The organism is Mucilaginibacter sp. UR6-1 (assembly GCF_020880975.1).
Taxonomy (GTDB): Bacteria; Bacteroidota; Bacteroidia; order Sphingobacteriales; family Sphingobacteriaceae; genus Mucilaginibacter.
Map to the genome: position 1 here is coordinate 42,358 of NZ_JAJIWP010000005.1, position 17,106 is coordinate 59,463.

17 protein-coding genes are annotated in these 17,106 nt (G+C 45.6%); 10 read left to right on the forward strand and 7 right to left on the reverse strand.

What is annotated here, in order from left to right:
• Positions 1-109 precede the first annotated feature (109 nt).
• The 3 genes from bshA to LJ707_RS16960 form a co-directional block, all read right to left on the reverse strand.
• On the reverse strand, positions 110-1,243 hold the full coding sequence (gene bshA, locus LJ707_RS16950) for an N-acetyl-alpha-D-glucosaminyl L-malate synthase BshA (protein ID WP_228953229.1): 1,134 nt from the start codon (positions 1,241-1,243) through the stop codon (positions 110-112).
• 116 nt (positions 1,244-1,359) lie between these two features.
• Positions 1,360-2,535, reverse strand: a complete 1,176-nt coding sequence (locus tag LJ707_RS16955) for a hypothetical protein (RefSeq protein ID WP_228953231.1) — start codon at positions 2,533-2,535, stop codon at positions 1,360-1,362.
• A gap of 11 nt (positions 2,536-2,546) precedes the next feature.
• Entirely contained in the window at positions 2,547-2,759 is a 213-nt protein-coding gene (locus LJ707_RS16960; RefSeq protein WP_228953233.1) for a DUF2442 domain-containing protein, read from the reverse strand.
• Positions 2,760-3,011: 252 nt separating this feature from the next.
• Between LJ707_RS16960 and LJ707_RS16965 the strand changes: the two genes are divergently transcribed.
• Positions 3,012-5,276 carry an aconitate hydratase gene (locus LJ707_RS16965; protein ID WP_228953235.1) on the forward strand — a complete coding sequence of 755 codons (2,265 nt, stop codon included), beginning with the start codon at positions 3,012-3,014 and terminating at the stop codon, positions 5,274-5,276.
• A 94-nt stretch (positions 5,277-5,370) separates the two neighbouring features.
• On the opposite strand, the gene LJ707_RS16970 is transcribed toward LJ707_RS16965, so the two are convergent.
• Complete coding sequence (locus tag LJ707_RS16970; RefSeq protein WP_228953237.1) at positions 5,371-6,252, reverse strand: NAD(P)H-binding protein; 882 nt, start codon at positions 6,250-6,252, stop codon at positions 5,371-5,373.
• A 22-nt stretch (positions 6,253-6,274) separates the two neighbouring features.
• On the opposite strand from LJ707_RS16970, the gene LJ707_RS16975 reads away from it, so the two are divergent.
• Positions 6,275-6,736, forward strand: coding sequence for a helix-turn-helix domain-containing protein (locus tag LJ707_RS16975; protein ID WP_304610905.1), 462 nt, complete (start codon positions 6,275-6,277; stop codon positions 6,734-6,736).
• Positions 6,737-6,873: 137 nt separating this feature from the next.
• Positions 6,874-7,785: an NAD(P)/FAD-dependent oxidoreductase gene (locus tag LJ707_RS16980; RefSeq protein WP_228953239.1), complete on the forward strand. Its 912-nt coding sequence runs from the start codon at positions 6,874-6,876 to the stop codon at positions 7,783-7,785.
• A 65-nt stretch (positions 7,786-7,850) separates the two neighbouring features.
• Here the strand turns inward: LJ707_RS16980 and LJ707_RS16985 are convergent, their stop codons facing one another.
• Positions 7,851-8,618: a lytic transglycosylase domain-containing protein gene (locus LJ707_RS16985; protein WP_228953241.1), complete on the reverse strand. Its 768-nt coding sequence runs from the start codon at positions 8,616-8,618 to the stop codon at positions 7,851-7,853.
• Positions 8,619-8,851: 233 nt separating this feature from the next.
• Here LJ707_RS16985 and LJ707_RS16990 point away from each other — a divergent pair, with 233 nt between their 5' ends.
• From LJ707_RS16990 to LJ707_RS17020, 7 genes are all read left to right on the forward strand, one after another.
• Positions 8,852-10,177, forward strand: a complete 1,326-nt coding sequence (locus tag LJ707_RS16990) for a pseudouridine synthase (protein ID WP_228953243.1) — start codon at positions 8,852-8,854, stop codon at positions 10,175-10,177.
• A 179-nt stretch (positions 10,178-10,356) separates the two neighbouring features.
• The gene (locus tag LJ707_RS16995; RefSeq protein ID WP_228953245.1) at positions 10,357-11,328 is read left to right on the forward strand and encodes an aldo/keto reductase; all 972 of its coding nucleotides are present in this window, start codon (positions 10,357-10,359) and stop codon (positions 11,326-11,328) included.
• A 50-nt stretch (positions 11,329-11,378) separates the two neighbouring features.
• Complete coding sequence (locus tag LJ707_RS17000) at positions 11,379-12,182, forward strand: AraC family transcriptional regulator (protein ID WP_228953247.1); 804 nt, start codon at positions 11,379-11,381, stop codon at positions 12,180-12,182.
• A gap of 16 nt (positions 12,183-12,198) precedes the next feature.
• Positions 12,199-13,032, forward strand: coding sequence for an AraC family transcriptional regulator (locus LJ707_RS17005; RefSeq protein WP_228953248.1), 834 nt, complete (start codon positions 12,199-12,201; stop codon positions 13,030-13,032).
• A 46-nt stretch (positions 13,033-13,078) separates the two neighbouring features.
• Positions 13,079-14,209, forward strand: coding sequence for an NAD(P)/FAD-dependent oxidoreductase (locus LJ707_RS17010; protein WP_228953250.1), 1,131 nt, complete (start codon positions 13,079-13,081; stop codon positions 14,207-14,209).
• A gap of 111 nt (positions 14,210-14,320) precedes the next feature.
• Positions 14,321-15,190, forward strand: coding sequence for an SDR family NAD(P)-dependent oxidoreductase (locus LJ707_RS17015; protein WP_228953252.1), 870 nt, complete (start codon positions 14,321-14,323; stop codon positions 15,188-15,190).
• Positions 15,191-15,272: 82 nt separating this feature from the next.
• A complete protein-coding gene (locus tag LJ707_RS17020) occupies positions 15,273-16,187 on the forward strand; it encodes an AraC family transcriptional regulator (RefSeq protein WP_228953254.1) in 915 nt (304 codons plus the stop codon).
• Here LJ707_RS17020 and LJ707_RS17025 read toward each other — a convergent pair.
• On the reverse strand, positions 16,184-16,420 hold the full coding sequence (locus tag LJ707_RS17025; RefSeq protein WP_228953256.1) for a hypothetical protein: 237 nt from the start codon (positions 16,418-16,420) through the stop codon (positions 16,184-16,186). The genes LJ707_RS17020 and LJ707_RS17025 overlap by 4 nt on opposite strands.
• A 64-nt stretch (positions 16,421-16,484) precedes the next feature.
• Positions 16,485-17,081, reverse strand: a complete 597-nt coding sequence (locus LJ707_RS17030; RefSeq protein ID WP_228953258.1) for a short chain dehydrogenase — start codon at positions 17,079-17,081, stop codon at positions 16,485-16,487.
• Positions 17,082-17,106: the final 25 nt, after the last annotated feature.

Here is a 17,106-nt window from a genome sequence, read left to right on the forward strand (position 1 = left end):
TTTAACCTGTGATTTTTTCTTTATAAATCCTCTTCACGGAGGATTATTCGGAGCTTATGAGGGCTCCACCGTATAGGAGGGTTATCAAAAGGATAAAATTATTCAAGAATTACCCTTTACTGCGCTCTACCACTTCAGTATAATAATCCTCATACTGTGGTAGAATGTTTTTCAGGTCGAATATTTTGGCACGGGCAAGGGCGTTCTCTTTAAAGGTTTTCAGCCTTTCCTCGTCCTCTAAAATATAAATGGAGGCTTCGGCCATACCCTGCACATCGCCTACATCTTTTAAAAAGCCGGTTTCGCCATCAACGTTAAGTTCTGGTAAACCACCTGTATTGCTGCTGACTACCGGCACCTTGCAGGCCATGGCTTCCAATGCTGCCAGGCCAAAGCTTTCAGATTGTGATGGCATCAGGAAAAGGTCGGCCACGGAGAGTATCTCCTCAATGGCATCCTGCTTGCCTAAAAAGCGGGTTTGATCGGCCACCCCAAGATCGCGCGCTAACTGCTCGCAGCCTGAGCGTTCGCCGCCATCACCTACCATTAATAGCTTGGCCGGTACTTTTTTAACCACTTCGGCAAAAATACGCACTACATCCTCGGTACGTTTTACCTTACGGAAGTTAGAGGTATGCACCAATATTCTTTCGCCGTTTGGCGCGATAGCCTTCCGAAAATGATCTTTCGCTTTAAAGCTAAAGCGGTTAAGATCAATAAAGTTTGGGATCACCTTGATCTCGTTCTCTATCTCAAAAAAATCGTAAGTGTCTTTTCTAAGTGATTCGGATACAGATGTTACCCCGTCAGATTTATTGATAGAGAAGGTCACTACCGGTTTAAATGTCCTGTCCTTACCCACCAGGGTAATATCAGTGCCATGCAGGGTAGTAACTACCGGTATGCTTATGCCATAAGTGGCCAGTATTTGTTTGGCCATAAATGCGGCGGAAGCATGAGGTATGGCATAATGAACGTGTAATACATCAAGTTTTTCGAAACGTACAACATCCACCAGTCTGCTGGCCAGGGCAAGCTCATAAGGTTGAAACTCAAATAAAGGATAGTTTGATACCGATACCTCATGGTAAAACAAGTTCTCGGAGAACAAGTCGAGGCGTACCGGCTGGTTATAGGTAATAAAGTGTACCTGGTGCCCGCGCTCGGCAAGTGCCTTGCCTAATTCTGTAGCTACAACCCCGCTACCGCCAAAGGTTGGATAACAAACGATTCCTATTTTCATTTCGGTTGCAATGTTAACAGCAATTTATGTCAAATGTGTTATCGCTTTGTAAAATCGTCGGTACAGGGCGCTGGTGCTTAAAATAGCGCGTTTTGCATGTTTAAACAAGTATTAAATTATTCGTTTTCAGCAGGTTTACCCTCATCGGTATTTGATGCCCCACCGGTACGGAACCGGGGTTTGAACCCAAGTTTAGGTGCAGCCGGTTGTTCTTCCGCAGGTTTTTCCTCAGTTTGCTTTTCTTCCGCAACTGTTTCATCAGCTTTAAACTGAGTAGCATCCTCAACAGGTTTAGGCGCATTCCCCGCACGAAATTTCGGCGTAAAGCCCATCTTCGGTTTTACTGCAGGTGCTTCTTCTCCTGCCGGTTTATCTTCAGGAGCAGATGATTCCTCTGCTATAGACTTAGCCGTATCCTCAACAGGTTTGGGCGGGTTAGCTGCCCTGAATTTCGGCGTAAAACCCATTTTCGGTTTTGCTGCCGGTATTTCCCCGGTGGGTTTATCTTCAATAGCAGGCACTTCCTCTGCTTTAGGTTGAGTAGCATCCTCAACAGGTTTAGGCGGATTAGCTGCCCTGAATTTTGGCGTAAAGCCAATCTTTGGTTTTACTGCCGGAGTATCTTCGGTTGATTGCCCTGTTCCCGAAACATCTGCTTTAGGTTGTGCCGCATCATCGGCAGGTTTGGGCGCATTCGCTGCCCTGAATTTTGGCGTAAAGCCAATCTTTGGTTTTACTGCCGGTGCATCCTCGGCAGGTTGCTCCGCTCCCGAAACATCTGCTTTAGGTTGTGCCGCATCATCGGCAGGCTTGGGTGGATTTGCCGCACGAAATTTCGGCGTAAAACCAATCTTTGGTTTTACTGCCGGTGCATCCTCGGCAGGTTGCTCCGCTCCCGAAACATCAGCTTTGGGTTGTGCCGCATCATCGGCAGGTTTGGGCGCATTCGCTGCCCTGAATTTTGGCGTAAAGCCCACTTTGGGTTTAGTAACCGGAACATCGGCTATGCCATCAGCTTCTTTTGGTGCCTGCGTGGCCGGGGTGGTCAGTGTTTCAACAATGGTTTGCTCGGCAAGCTGATTCTCTTCACGCAGCTTTTCCGCTTTAATTTCAGGTGCTAAATGATATTGCCTGCGCAATTTATTGAACCAGTATTTTTTGGTATGGTCAAAGCTCTTTTCGCCCATGGCATCATAATGGGTCCTGAACTCGCCATATAATGCCGGTTCGCCTTGTTGCAAGGCCGCAATATCTATCTTCTTCTTTTTAAAAAAATCTTCAAATGTTAGCATCCACCTGCAAATTAAAGCAAAATATCTACATCAAGCTTATTCCACCGTATGCCATTACCGGTCAGTTCCCAATCGGCCTGCTCCTCTTCGGTGGCGTTGAGCAGCTTGGGGTACCAATCCAGCGGAAATACCTGGCTTTTGCCGTCACTCTCTACATTTAGCAACCCGCCGCTAAAGCTTACCTTAATATCTTTCTTTTGCTTTCGCGATGTAAACAATGCCATAACGATCTCTTTTTATAACATCAAAGTTAATTATTTGTAATAAAAGACAGGGCCCTCATTAATGTTTGAAAAGCAACAGGCAAGTCAGACAATATCCTGATCTACAAAATAAATTATCATTTATTTAGAATATATCCAAATAACATTTGTACAAACCGCTGACAGCTTTTAGTGTTTATATTTTGTAAATTCGCCGCTAAAAGCAGCAAGGGTTTAGTCTTGCTATTTTACTCACCTTAAGATCAAATTATAATGGCTTTTGATATTGATATGATCAAAAAGGTTTACGAGCGTTACGGAAGCCGCGTTGAGGCTGCCCGTAAAGCTACAGGTAAACCACTTACTTTAACCGAGAAAATTTTATACGCACACCTTTCAGGCGGAGAAGCAGCGCAGGCCTACACACGCGGTACTGATTATGTTGACTTTGCACCTGACCGTGTTGCCATGCAGGATGCTACCGCGCAAATGGCGCTGTTGCAATTTATGCAAGCCGGTCGCCCAAAAGTGGCCGTACCTTCAACCGTACATTGCGATCACTTGATTCAAGCCAAAATTGGCGCTGTTGATGACCTTAACACTGCCAATAATGTAAATAAAGAAGTTTACGATTTCCTTTCATCAGTATCTGATAAATATGGCATCGGTTTCTGGAAAGCCGGCGCGGGTATTATTCACCAGGTAGTTTTAGAGAACTATGCATTCCCGGGTGGTATGATGATCGGTACCGACTCACACACGCCTAACGCAGGTGGTTTAGGCATGATTGCCATTGGTGTTGGTGGTGCTGATGCCTGCGACGTTATGGCAGGCCTGCCGTGGGAGCTAAAATTCCCGAAACTGATTGGCGTTAACCTAACCGGTAAATTATCAGGCTGGGCTTCTGCCAAGGATGTTATTTTGAAAGTTGCCGGTATACTTACCGTTAAAGGTGGTACAGGCGCTATAGTTGAATATTTTGGTGAAGGTGCACGTTCACTTTCAGCAACCGGTAAAGGTACTATCTGTAACATGGGTGCCGAAATTGGTGCTACCACCTCAATCTTCGGTTATGACGAAAAAGCCGCCGCTTACCTTAAAGGTACCAAGCGTGCTGATATTGCTGAACTTGCTGACGCTATTGCCGAACACTTAACCGGCGACGACGAAGTTTACGCTAATCCTGAGCAGTATTTTGACCAGGTGATTGACATTAACCTGAGCGAGCTTGAACCACATGTAAACGGTCCGTTCACTCCGGATCTGGCATGGCCTATCTCAAAATTCGCTACCGCGGTTAAAGAGAACAACTGGCCTACTACATTGGAGGTTGGCTTGATAGGTTCATGTACCAACTCATCTTATGAGGATATTACCCGTTCGGCTTCTATCGCCCAGCAGGCTATTGATAAAAAACTGAAAACAAGGGCTGAATTTACCATCACCCCGGGTTCAGAGCAGGTACGTTACACGGTTGACCGTGATGGCTACCTTGATACCTTTGCCCAGATGGGTGGTGTGGTGCTGGCTAACGCCTGCGGTCCGTGTATCGGTCAGTGGGCCCGTCATACCGACGATCCTACACGCCGTAACTCTATCATTACCTCCTTCAACCGTAACTTTGCTAAACGCCAGGACGGTAACCCGAACACACACGCGTTCGTGGCATCACCTGAAATTGTTACCGCCTTTGCTATCGCGGGCGACCTGACCTTTAACCCGTTAACGGATACTTTGGTAAACGAAAATGGCGAAGCCGTTAAGTTTGACGAGCCACAAGGCATCGAGCTACCGGTAAAAGGCTTTGACGTTGAGGATGCCGGTTACCAGGCACCAGCCGAAGACGGCAGCGGTGTTGAGGTAATTGTTAGCCCGACATCAGCACGTTTACAACTGCTTGATCCGTTTGCACCGTGGGAAGGTACAGACCTTAAAGGCCTGAAACTGCTGATCAAGGCTAAAGGTAAATGTACTACCGACCATATTTCAATGGCGGGCCCATGGTTAAAGTTCCGTGGTCACCTGGATAATATATCAAACAACATGCTGATTGGCGCTATCAACTATTTTAACAATAGTGCCGATAGCGTTAAGAACGCCATAACCGGCGAGTACGGTCCGGTACCTGCTACCCAGCGCGATTACAAAGCGCATGGCATTGGTACTGTAGTTGTAGGCGACGAAAACTATGGCGAAGGTTCATCTCGTGAGCACGCGGCCATGGAGCCCCGCCACCTGGGTGTACGTGCCATACTGGTAAAATCATTTGCCCGTATACACGAAACCAACCTTAAAAAACAAGGTATGTTGGGTATCACCTTTGCTGATCCGGCTGATTACGAAAAAATACAGGAAGATGATAAGATCGATATCCTGGGTTTAACCGAATTTGCACCGGGCAAACAACTTACCGTTGTATTGCACCACACTGATGGCACGCAAGACAGCTTCCCGGTAAACCACACTTACAATGCTCAGCAAATTGAGTGGTTTAAAGCAGGCGGCGCGTTAAACATCATACGCAAGCAACAAGTTTAAATAAGCCGAAAGCTAAAAGACCAAAGCATAAAGCTTTTATAATAAAAACGCCGCTCAAATTGAGCGGCGTTTTTTTGTTAGAACTGAATAGCTATTAACCATTAAATTTCTCCGCAAACTCTTTCGCAAAATCCTCTAATTTACGATTATGTAACTGAGTTTTCTGCTGATCAAAGTCTGTCCACAGGATGCCTTTGCGTACGGCGGTGCCCATTTCCACGTAGTTTTTGGCAACCTCTGGCGGTAAGCCCGCTTGTACCATGCCCTCGTAGGCTTGCTCGTCGGTAAATTCAACCCAGGGTAGTTCGGGCTTGCCTATGGCTGCGCCTAATAATCTGGCTATGTCGGTAGTAGTGCGGTCGTCGCTGGCTACGTAGCTGATGGTTTTACCCTCAAATGGTTGTTGTAAAGCTTCGGCTATGGCATCGGCTATATCAGCAGGGTGTACCATCACCAGCCTTGTACCTGCGGGATAGTTCGAGCCAATGATACCGGCCTGTTTAATCAGCGGTATATCATTAAATAAATTATAATAGAACATATTGGCGCGCAGATATTTTATAGCCACGCCATCAAGCTGGTTAAGTAGCTGCTCCACATCGTGCAAACCGGCTATCGGCCCGGTGCCGCTATCCAGATGCGCGCCTATGCTGCTTAAAAATACTACCTTATTTATACCCGATGCTTTGATGGCTTCGGCATAAGCCTGGCCTACCTTGTTAATCCCCTCGCGCATATTGCCGTTACCAAAATTGGGCGGCACCATGCCATATACAGCATCGGCACCGGTAAATGTTTGGGTGAGAAATGCGGCATCATTTAATGAGCCGATAGCCGCCTGTGCACCAAGTTGTTCTATCCCGGCTATTTTATCGTTATTGCTACTAATTATAGTTACCTGGTGCCCTGCGGCGATAAGTTGTTGGGCCAATGGTTTGCTGATGTTTCCTAATGATCCTGTTACAATGATTTTCATGATGTTTTTATTTTTTGTTTTGATGAAACAAAGCTATATTAGCACTTACTTTTATACAAGTACTTACCCTAAAGTATGTATCAGCATGACAGCCATTAAAGAAGCATCAACCATACAGGAGAACAAGGGCTTTGCCCTTGAGCAATGCCCCGTAACTTATATTATGGAAAAGATAGGCGGATATTGGAAACCCATTATTCTCTATCATTTACTATCAGGCACAAAACGTTATAACGAGCTGCGTCGCGCCATACCCGCCATTACCGAAAAAATGCTGATACAGCACCTTAAACAACTGGAAGCTGATAAGCTGCTCATCCGTGAGGCAAAGCCGGTGGTGCCGCCGTATGTTACCTATACGCTTACACCCGCAGGCGAAAAGCTGAAAAAAGTTTTGTTTGAAATGGCCGAGTGGGCTATTGAGGATAGCAAAAACAACGCCCTCGAAATTTACAAGGATTTAAGTGGGTCATCGTTACAATAAATCGGGGCGGTAAATCGTTCATCAATCAACAATAAAAATACAGATCAAAAACTGCGGCATGGCTAACCCCCATGCCGTATTTTTTGGCGTTCGGTTTTATCATATCCACATCATAAACTTTATTATACCTGTTAAACATGGAACCACAAACGAAATTTGATGTCATCATTATTGGCGGCAGTAACTCGGGGCTGTCTGCCGGTATGGCTTTGGGCCGCTCGTTATTCAATACTTTAATTATAGATAGCGGCAAGCCCTGTAACCGCCAAACACCACACTCGCACAACTTTATTATGCACGATGGCTGGACACCGGCTGACATGCACACCGCTGCCAAAAAGGATGTGCTGGCCTACCCAAATGTTAAATACCTTAACGGTACAGCCACTACACTTACCGGCAGCAACAATAATTTTGAATTAACATTAGCAGAGAGCGATAAGACTTATCAAGCCAAAAAGGTTATCATTACTACAGGGATAAAAGACATTTTTCCTGATATTGCAGGTTTTGCCGAGTGCTGGGGGATATCTATTATACACTGCCCCTACTGCCATGGCTATGAGTACCGTGATGAGGAAACCGGCATTTTAGCTAATGGAGATATAGGCTATGATCTGGCTAAACTCATATCAAACTGGACTAATAAGTTAACCGTTTTTACCAATGGCAAAGCCACCTTTACCGGGGAGCAACAACAGGTATTAAACAGAAATAACATCAATATTATTGAAGCTAACATAACCGGGGTTGAACACCAGGATGGCTATATTAATAAGCTACAATTAAGTAACGGCGAAAGCTTAGCATTAAAAGCGCTGTATGCCCGTTTACCCTTTATACAACACACCGATATTGCTGAAAAAATTGGGTATGAATTTACCGAACAAGGTTATATTAAGGTAGATATGTTACAAAAAACCAGCGTTCAGGGCATATTTGCCAGCGGCGATTGCACCTCGCCTATGCGTGCTGTTTCGGCAGCGGTGGCGAGCGGTACCATGGCCGGTGTTGCCGCCGGTAAGGAATTGATGGAAGAGCGATTTTGATAAAAATAAAAGCCTGCCCTTAATACATAAAGGCAGGCTTACTTGTGCTCCGTAAATGGTAATAGTTAATTAAACGTCATCAGGTCGGTATTTGTAACTGCCTGTGCGTAAAACTCTTTATACCCATACTTCTCAGGGTTTTCAATAACTTGTTTCATGGCCACCAGTTTATAAACATACATACCGGTTTCGTGGTTAAGGTGCATACGGAAATAATTTTCCTCATGTTGTTTATGCATAGCCCTCACCAGTTTAATTGAGCCATTATTGTATGCGGCGGCAGCCAGCGTCCAGCTACCAAACTCATCAAACAATTCATTTAAATACTTGCATGCCGCAACGGTTGATTTACGCAGGTTTAAGCGCTCATCCTTATTTTTGCTAACTTTTAAGCCATAGCTGCGCGCGGTACCCGGCATAAACTGCCACGGGCCACGGGCACCCTTGCGTGAAGTACCTTCGCGAAGGCCCGACTCAACCAACGGGAGGTATTTAAAGTCTTCGGGAATACCGTACTTTTCAAGTATCGGCACAATCACCGGAAATAGTTTCTCTGCCTTTATATGCAGAATGTTCGACTGAACTTTTGTATAAGAATGCATCCACAGCGAATAGCTCATTTTGCGGTTCACCCGTTTATTTTCAACAGGCAAATTTTCTTCGGCAAAACTATAATCGGCAACCTCATCTTTGGGCGGTTCAATCAACGCGAACCGGGTTGCGTTATGCGCTACACTTGGCCGTTTAACTACTGTTGCATTAGAAAGATCAAAAGCCGAAATGATAACTACCACCAACATTACGGAGCACGTAATTAAGTGTTTTTTTGTCATTCCTTTTTTTACCATTTAGTGTACAATATGTAAAACTTGGTGCAAAAGTACGTTATATAAATCACATTATCAAATACTTACATTTTACTTAGTGTTTTGGGCGTTTTTAAAACCGCTAAAAATCGGCTGTAAAGTACTGTTAAACACGGTTTTTGCGCCCATATAAAAACTTGTAAAATCTGTTTAAAAACACTACCTTTGTTCCTCCGCTGCGAAGCGTAAAACAAAAAATTATGGTATTTAAAAGACCAGGGAACAGTCGCGACGACAAGTCCAACAGATCACCAAACAAGTTCTCAAAAGGTGATGACTCAAGAAGACCATCATCCGGGTCACGCGGTAAATTCTCCGCAAAAAGTGACAAAGGTGATAACTACAATCCCTCAAAAAAGTTTGACAAAGACAAAACCGGCGACCGCAAGCCCTTTTCGGCACGTGGCGACAAACCGTTTTCACCCCGTGGTGATAAGCCGTTTGCCTCACGCGGCGACAGGCCGTTCTCATCACGAAGCGATAAACCGACCGACAGGCCAAAACGCAGCAGCAGCGAGGGTAATGAATATGGCGATAAAAAACCATTCTCATCATCACGACCGAAGCCATACAGTGGCCGCCCAACTGATGGCGACAGGCCACAAAGAAGTTTTGGCGGCGACAGAGGCACCCGTGGCCGTAGCGAAGGCGGATTTAAAAAACGCGAAAACTCAGACTTTAAGGATAAACCTTACCGCGAAAGAGATGACCGCCGCACGCGCAATCGTGATAACAACGAAGGCAGTGATGCACCGGTAAGAACCATGCGCGGCCGTAAAAACCCGGCCGAGCCAAAGGAAAAAGAAAATGATGGCCTGATCAGGCTGAACCGTTACATAGCCAATGCAGGCATTTGCTCACGCCGTAAGGCTGATGAATTAATTGAGGCCGGTGTGGTATCAGTAAACGGCGAAGTAATATCAGAACTGGGCTTTAAGGTTGATCCCGCCAAGGATGTTGTTCGCTATAACGGCGAAACCCTTAAGCGCGAAAAAATGGTTTACGTACTGCTGAACAAACCTAAAGACTATATTACTACTACCGACGATCCGCAGGAACGCCGTACCGTAATGCACCTGGTTGAAAAGGCCAGCAAAGAGCGTATTTACCCGGTTGGCCGCCTTGACCGTAATACAACAGGTTTATTGCTGATGACCAATGACGGCGACCTTGCCGATAAGCTTTCGCACCCGCGCAGCAACATTGTTAAGCTTTACCAGGTTGAATTAAGCAAAGGCCTTACCCAAGGCGACCTTAACAAGATAGAATTCGGGGTTGAACTGGAAGATGGCTTTATTAAGCCCGATTCGGTATCCTACGTTCAGGGTGGTACCAAACGCGAGATAGGTATACAGATACACAGCGGCAAAAACCGCATTGTGCGCCGTATATTTGAATCATTAGGCTACGAGGTAGTTAAGCTTGACAGGGTGGTGTACGCCGGCCTTACCAAAAAGGATTTGCCGCGCGGCCGCTGGCGACACCTTGAAGAAAAAGAACTGATACAGCTAAAGCACCTGCTATAATATATACGAGCCCCTTTTTAAAGGGGCTTTTTTGTTGGCTGTAAAATCATTTTATTTATTAACTACCTTTTTGACAGATATTTCTATGAGCCACCCAGGCAAGTAACTTGAGCCGTACACGTAATACAACAAAATATAAAGAGTTGATATTTGTATAGTTAATAAACAAATTATCAACAATGAAAAACATATCAAAAATACACCTTGGCCAAAACGGCCCGCTTGTATCTAAACTCGGGTTAGGCTGCATGCGCATGTCATCCGTTTGGGGAGGCCCCGTTAATGATGAAAATGAAAGCATCGCCACCATACAGCAAGCCCTTGACAGTGGTATCAACTTTTTAAACACCGGCGATTTTTATGGTGCCGGCCATAACGAATTACTTGTAGGCAAGGCTATAAAAGGCCGCCGGGATGATGCTTTTATCAGCGTAAAGTTTGGCGCTATATTTTATGCCGGCCAATGGCTTGGTTTAGATCTTCGCCCGATAGCCATCAAAAACTTTATCAATTACTCATTAACGCGTTTGGGTATAGATACCATTGACCTTTATCAGCCATGCCGCCTGGATAACAGCGTGCCGGTTGAGGACGTTATCGGTACGGTTGCCGACCTGATAAAAGAAGGGAAGGTGCGCTACCTGGGCGTATCTGAAATTACGGCAGATCAATTACGCAAAGCTAACAGCGTACACCCGGTAACCGCCCTGGAGATAGGTTATTCGCTGGCTGATAGGCAGATTGAGAGCGACTTGCTGCCTACCGCTAAAGAATTAGGCATTGGCGTGGTGGCCTTTGCCAATACCGCCGAGGGTTTACTAACCGGAGAAATGAAAGCACCGCTGGCGGCTGATGACTACCATAACCATTTTACACGCTTTCAGGGCGATAACCTGATCAAAAACCTGGAGAAGGTGGAGATATTTAAGCAAATAGCTAAGGACAAGGGCTATACCCCTACCCAACTGGCCATTGCCTGGGTTAACGCGCAGGGCGAGCATATTATGCCGTTGGTAAGTATGAGCCGCAGAACAAGGCTGCCTGAAAACCTGCAGGCTATGGATATAACATTCACTGCTGAGGAAGCAGAAATTCTTAACACACACTTTGCTCCGGGTGCCATATTGGGCAGCACCTACCTGCAACGTTAATAACAAGCGGGGCTGAACAAAGCCCCGCTTGTTTTATATATTTACGAGAAATGACAAACCCGACCGAAATAATTCCCGGAGTACTATTTTATTCCTACTACTCATCGGTACGTAAGGATAAGGTAGCATTTTTAGAACATACCACCCTGGTAATGCAGGTGTCGGGCAGGTTTGCTATGGAAACGGCTACCGAAAAATTTTCGATGGAAACCGGGCAGATGTTGCTGATACGCAGAAACCAATTGGGCGAACTTACCAAAACCCCGTTGAACGGCGAACAATATCAAACCATTGTTATTTGCTTAAAGGAGGATATGCTCAGGCAGATAGCGCTGGAAAGCAATATAGAAACGGAAAAAAGATACGTTGGCCCACCAAACATCCTTCTACCCGCCAATGATTTTCTGCAGGCCTTCTTTCAATCAGTGCTGCCCTATGTACGCCATTCAGAAGAAAGAATAACTGACGCGGTAGGGATGCTGAAAGTTAAGGAGGTTGTGCTGTTGCTGCTGCATATTATGCCTGAACTGAAGAACTTTTTGTTCGATTTTTCTGAACCATATAAAATTGATCTGGAAAAATTCATGCTCAGCAATTTCCATTTTAATGTACCTGTCGAAAAGTTTGCACGGCTTACCGGCAGGAGCCTTGCCGGTTTTAAACGCGACTTTCAAAAAGCGTTTGGTATGCCCCCGCGGCATTGGCTGCAGGAAAAAAGATTGATGGAAGCCCGCCATCTTATTGAAGAGAAAAAAAGAAAACCATCCGCCATTTATCTCGATCTTGGCTTTGAAAGCCTCTCCCATTTTTCGCATTCCTTTAAAAAGAAGTTTGGCAAAGCACCTACAGCGTAGTTAACCCGCGCTGTAAATGTTACCTTTAACAATGCGGCACCAGGAATTTAAAGTACCTAACGAATTACAGGGTACTATAAAATGCTTTTGGCACAACAGCAATAATTTTGGTACCTCGCCAACAACTTTTGAGGTGATGCCTGATGGCTATGCCGAGATCATTTTTTACTTTGGTGAGCTTTACAGCCTTACATCGAGTGGCTACATGCAACCATTGCCATCACCATTTATGATGGGACTGCTTAACAAGCCGGCGCATTTTTATACCCAAAATCAATTACAGATCATCGGTATCCGCTGCTTCCCCTGGACGGTGTTTGACCTGCTCGGTTTGCCCCCGGGTAAAGATAGTTTACGTGTGTTTGAGCACCCTATCGCAGGGCTTCAGCCTCAACTCAATACCTGTATGCAGGCTGGCAACATAGCCGGTGCTATAAACATTGTTACACAATTTTTTACAAACGCCGTAACAGAGCCAGCCAGCGGCAATATGCTGTATAAGGCAGGTGATGCCATGATTATGGCCAGGGGCACCCGGCCGGTAAGCCGCATAGCGGCAGAGGCACATGCAACGGTACGTACGCTGGAGCGAAATTTTAAAAGATCATCAGGGCATACGGTTAAGGATGTATCGGCACTGATGCGCTTTGAGCAGGTGCGCAACCATTTATGGATTTATCCGGATGCCAGCCTTGCCGGCCTGGCACATGAGCTTGGCTATACTGACCAAGCCCACCTGAGCAGGGAATTTAAACGCTACAGCGGCACCACGCCCGCTGCCTTCGCACGCAAGGCAAAGCAGGGTAAGCCGCTTAATGGCGATGATTTTGTCGCATTTGTACAAGCCTGATATAGCAGCGTTGCTCAATTTTGTATTGTATTAACAATGCAAAATCATGCTACTAAAAAACAAAAAAGTGGCCATCATTGGCGCCGGACCGGTTGGCCTTACCATGGCAAGGCTGCTACAGCAAAAAGGCGTCAGCGTAACCGTTTACGAAAGGGATAAAAACCCGCAGGCAAGGATATGGGGCGGCACGCTTGATCTGCATAAACACTCCGGGCAAAAAGCCCTGCAGCAAGCCGGGCTGCTCAAAAACTATTACGACATCGCTTTACCCATGGGGATAACTTTTGCCGACCAACACGGCAAGGTATTATCTGTTAGAAAACCAACTCCCGAAAATCAGTATGACAACCCGGAGATCAACCGGAACGATCTGAGAGCATTATTATTGGGGAGTTTAATGGATGACACCGTTATGTGGGACAGTAAATTTACCGGACTGGATGAACTTAACAACAAATGGCTGCTGCATTTTGAGGACCGGCCCGATGCTGTGGCCGATGTGGTGATCGGCGCTAATGGCGGCATGTCGGCAGTGAGGAAATATGTAACAGATGCTGTTGTTGAAGAAACCGGCACAATCATTATTCAGGGTGATGTACCCGAGCCTGAAACAAGGTGCCCTGATTTTTTTAAGCTATGCGATGGCAACCGGTTAATGACTGCACACCGGGGTACTTTATTAGTGGCCAACCCTTATAATAATGGTGCTTTAACTTATGGCATCATTTTTAAAAGCCCGAAAGACCGGGCTAACAGTCAGTTAAACTTTAAGGATACAAATAGCACTATTGAATTTCTTACTGCCAGGTTTACCGGTTGGAATGAGCGCTATATGCACTTATTCCGCTCAACAACGCTGTTTGTAGGTTTACCGACCAAAAAAATATCTTTAGAGAAATCCTGGAAAAACAACCGCCCGTTACCTATAACATTAATCGGCGATGCCGCGCACCTGATGCCGCCTTTTGCCGGGCAGGGCGTAAACACCGGCCTGGTTGATGCGCTGATCCTGTCAAACAACCTGACCGGCGATACATTTAAAACCATACAAGATGCCATTGATGATTATGAACAACAAATGTTTGTTTATGCCAAACAGGCGCAGGATGAATCGGGCCGGAATGAAATAAAAATGCGCGACCCGGATTTTTCTTTCCTGAATTTTTTCAGATCCTAAGGTATTTTATTGGATCGTTAAACATCCCCGGTTTGGTTACAAACTCCCGCAATTAAGGTACAAGTAACCGGCTGTACATGCTGAACTTTGATTATCATTAAAAATAAAATTATGGCACATCAAAATGAAAGTTCAGGCACGCAATCAGGTGCAACTAATAAAGTATGGTTTATAACCGGTTCATCGCGCGGTTTTGGCCGGGTTTGGGCAGAGGCCGCATTAAAGCGTGGCGACAAAGTAGCCGCTACCGCGCGCAAGCTGGAAAGCATTGCCGATCTGAAAGAAAAATATGGCGATAACGTGTTAACGCTCGAGCTTGACGTTACCAACGCCGCGCAGGCTAAAGCAACTGTTGAGCAGGCCCATGCCCATTTTGGCAGGCTTGATATTGTACTTAACAATGCCGGTTACTCCCTTGTGGCCACCGTTGAAGAGGCCAGCGCCGATGATATCCGTGCGCTTTACGAAACTAATATTATAGGCCCGGTAACAGTTATACAGGCGGCATTGCCGCTGCTGCGCAAACAAGGCGGCGGGCACATCTTGGGCACCTCAAGCAACCTTGGGCATGTAACGTTGCCTGTAATTGGCTATTACAGTTCATCAAAGTGGGCATTTGAGGCCATACATGAAAGCCTGGCTGCCGAAATAAAGCAGTTTGGCATCAAAGTAACCATTATTGAGCCCGGTGCCTACGCTACAGAGTTTGGCAGCCAGGAGTCATTAAAGTTTTCGGCAGGGCTTGACATTTATACTGAGTTCAAAGAGGAATTTTTTGGCGGTTTAAGATCAATGCAAAGAGGCGACCCGGAAGCTACACCTGAGGCGATATTTAAAATTGTAGATGCTGAAACCCCACCGTTACGTTTCTTTTTAGGCAGTCAATGCCTGCCGTGGGTGCGCGCTGCTTATCAGGAGCGCCTGGCAACCTGGGAAGAATGGGCTGATGTTTCAAACGCGGCACAGGGTCAGCCCAAATAACAAACAATATTTTATTGATAAAACGTTAATGATAACCGATATTTAAATATTATCGGTTATCATTTTTTAAATGTACTGAGCTATGAAAAAAGAAGAGAACGGCCCTTATAAAATAGCATCATTAACAGAGGCGCACCAGGCTTTTGGTTTACCCAAACCCCTGCACCCGCTAATTAGTTTGTTAAATGGTGCTCATACTCCTGTTGAGCCGTTCAGGCATCATGTGCTAAGCTTTTATAAAATATCATACAAGCCCAAGGTAGGCGGCAGGCTAAAATACGGCCAAAGCTATTATGATTTTGATGAAGGCGGATTGCTGTTCGCTTCGCCGGGGCAGGTTATTGGCAATAATAATAATAATGATGCGAGCGTATGCTCTGCCTATACCTTACTTATCCATCCTGATTTCTTTTTGGGCTATCCCCTGGCCAAGAGTATTAAACAGTACGGTTTCTTTTCCTATTCAATTAATGAAACGCTGCATCTGGCCGAAGAGGAGAAAAACACGATCATCGAAATATTTAAGATGATTGAAACGGAGTTGAAAAGCCGCATTGATGATTTTAGCCAGGATGTGGTGATTTCGCAGATCGAGTTGTTATTGAATTATGCCAATCGGTTTTATAAACGCCAGTTTATTACCCGCAAGGCGGTGAATAATGATCTGCTGCAAAAGCTGGAAGATATATTGAACGATTATATTAACAATGAAGCTACACTAAACCGCGGTTTGCCAACGGTTGCCTACCTGGCAGAGCATTTAAACCTGTCACCAAGTTATTTGAGCGATATGCTGCGTAACCTGATCGGGCAAAACGCGCAGCACTACATACATGATAAACTGATAGAAAAGGCGAAGGAAAAACTGTCGACCACCAATTTAAGTGTGAGTGAGGTAGCTTATGCCCTGGGGTTTGAGCATTCACAATCATTCAGCAGGCTGTTTAAAACCAAAACCAACCTATCTCCACTGGAGTTCAGGCGATCGTTCAATTAAGGTTTGCCGTAAATTTGTATCGCTTTGCTAAGCTGCTCCTCAGTACGGTGATATTCTTCGGGGCATGATTGCGGATCAGTTATTTTAAAATCGCCCTGCTCGTTTACCTGCATATGGAACCTCTTTTTTTCTCCGTTATGCGTAACATACACCTGGAATAATTGCAGGCGCTGTATATTCATGGTATTAAATTCAAAAAGGGCACCATCCGCTTCAACCGAAAAATTTTTCATGGCGTAAAGATAGCAACAGGCATCTATACCTGCTGCTAAAATTTACCAGCGCATTTACGCTTAATTAAAGTACCGGATATACCTGCCCGGTTTGCGCGCCCAGCACACTTTTTACATAGGCCTGTGCCACGCGGTGCATACTCACCGGAATATGCCCCTGAAAAAATGGGAAGTAGGCCGGAGATTCCTCAACAACCGTAGGCCCTACGGCGTTAATGCGCACACCCTTATCAAGTTCAATAGCCGCGGCCTTAACAAACGAGTCGAGCGCGCCGTTGATGGCGCTTACAGCCGCGCCCAACACAATAGGGTCATTACTCAAACTGCCTGACGTTAGTGTGAACGAGCCTTTGGGGTTTATATAATGCTGGCCAATAAGCACCAGGTTTATTTGCCCAAGCAGTTTACTATCAACACCTACCCTAAAGTCGGCCTCGCTCATTTGCGCAAGCGGCCCAAAATGCGCATCGCCGGTAGTGCTTATCAGGGCATCAAATGGCCCCACCTGCTCAAATAGCGCCTTTATGGAATTTGCATCAGCAATATTAACCTGGTAGTCGCCGCTTTTTGAGCCAACTTTAACAATTTCGTTATCTGTTTCGAGCGCCTTAACAACGTGTTTTCCGATAGTTCCGGATGCGCCAATAATGATGATCTTCATATATTCTTGTTATTATTTAAAACAA

Bases quoted from the DNA above. Each gene is read 5' to 3' on its own strand.
- LJ707_RS16995 (WP_228953245.1), top strand. From the start codon at position 10,357: ATGAAAAACATATCAAAAATACACCTTGGCCAAAACGGCCCGCTTGTA.
- LJ707_RS16970 (WP_228953237.1), bottom strand. From the start codon at position 6,252: ATGAAAATCATTGTAACAGGATCATTAGGAAACATCAGCAAACCATTG.
- LJ707_RS17025 (WP_228953256.1), bottom strand. From the start codon at position 16,420: ATGAAAAATTTTTCGGTTGAAGCGGATGGTGCCCTTTTTGAATTTAAT.
- LJ707_RS16980 (WP_228953239.1), top strand. From the start codon at position 6,874: ATGGAACCACAAACGAAATTTGATGTCATCATTATTGGCGGCAGTAAC.
- bshA (WP_228953229.1), bottom strand. From the start codon at position 1,243: ATGAAAATAGGAATCGTTTGTTATCCAACCTTTGGCGGTAGCGGGGTT.
- LJ707_RS17005 (WP_228953248.1), top strand. From the start codon at position 12,199: ATGTTACCTTTAACAATGCGGCACCAGGAATTTAAAGTACCTAACGAA.
- LJ707_RS17030 (WP_228953258.1), bottom strand. From the start codon at position 17,081: ATGAAGATCATCATTATTGGCGCATCCGGAACTATCGGAAAACACGTT.
- LJ707_RS17010 (WP_228953250.1), top strand. From the start codon at position 13,079: ATGCTACTAAAAAACAAAAAAGTGGCCATCATTGGCGCCGGACCGGTT.
- LJ707_RS17020 (WP_228953254.1), top strand. From the start codon at position 15,273: ATGAAAAAAGAAGAGAACGGCCCTTATAAAATAGCATCATTAACAGAG.
- LJ707_RS16990 (WP_228953243.1), top strand. From the start codon at position 8,852: ATGGTATTTAAAAGACCAGGGAACAGTCGCGACGACAAGTCCAACAGA.
- LJ707_RS16975 (WP_304610905.1), top strand. From the start codon at position 6,275: ATGAAACAAAGCTATATTAGCACTTACTTTTATACAAGTACTTACCCT.
- LJ707_RS17000 (WP_228953247.1), top strand. From the start codon at position 11,379: ATGACAAACCCGACCGAAATAATTCCCGGAGTACTATTTTATTCCTAC.
- LJ707_RS16960 (WP_228953233.1), bottom strand. From the start codon at position 2,759: ATGGCATTGTTTACATCGCGAAAGCAAAAGAAAGATATTAAGGTAAGC.
- LJ707_RS16965 (WP_228953235.1), top strand. From the start codon at position 3,012: ATGGCTTTTGATATTGATATGATCAAAAAGGTTTACGAGCGTTACGGA.
- LJ707_RS17015 (WP_228953252.1), top strand. From the start codon at position 14,321: ATGGCACATCAAAATGAAAGTTCAGGCACGCAATCAGGTGCAACTAAT.
- LJ707_RS16985 (WP_228953241.1), bottom strand. From the start codon at position 8,618: ATGACAAAAAAACACTTAATTACGTGCTCCGTAATGTTGGTGGTAGTT.
- LJ707_RS16955 (WP_228953231.1), bottom strand. From the start codon at position 2,535: ATGCTAACATTTGAAGATTTTTTTAAAAAGAAGAAGATAGATATTGCG.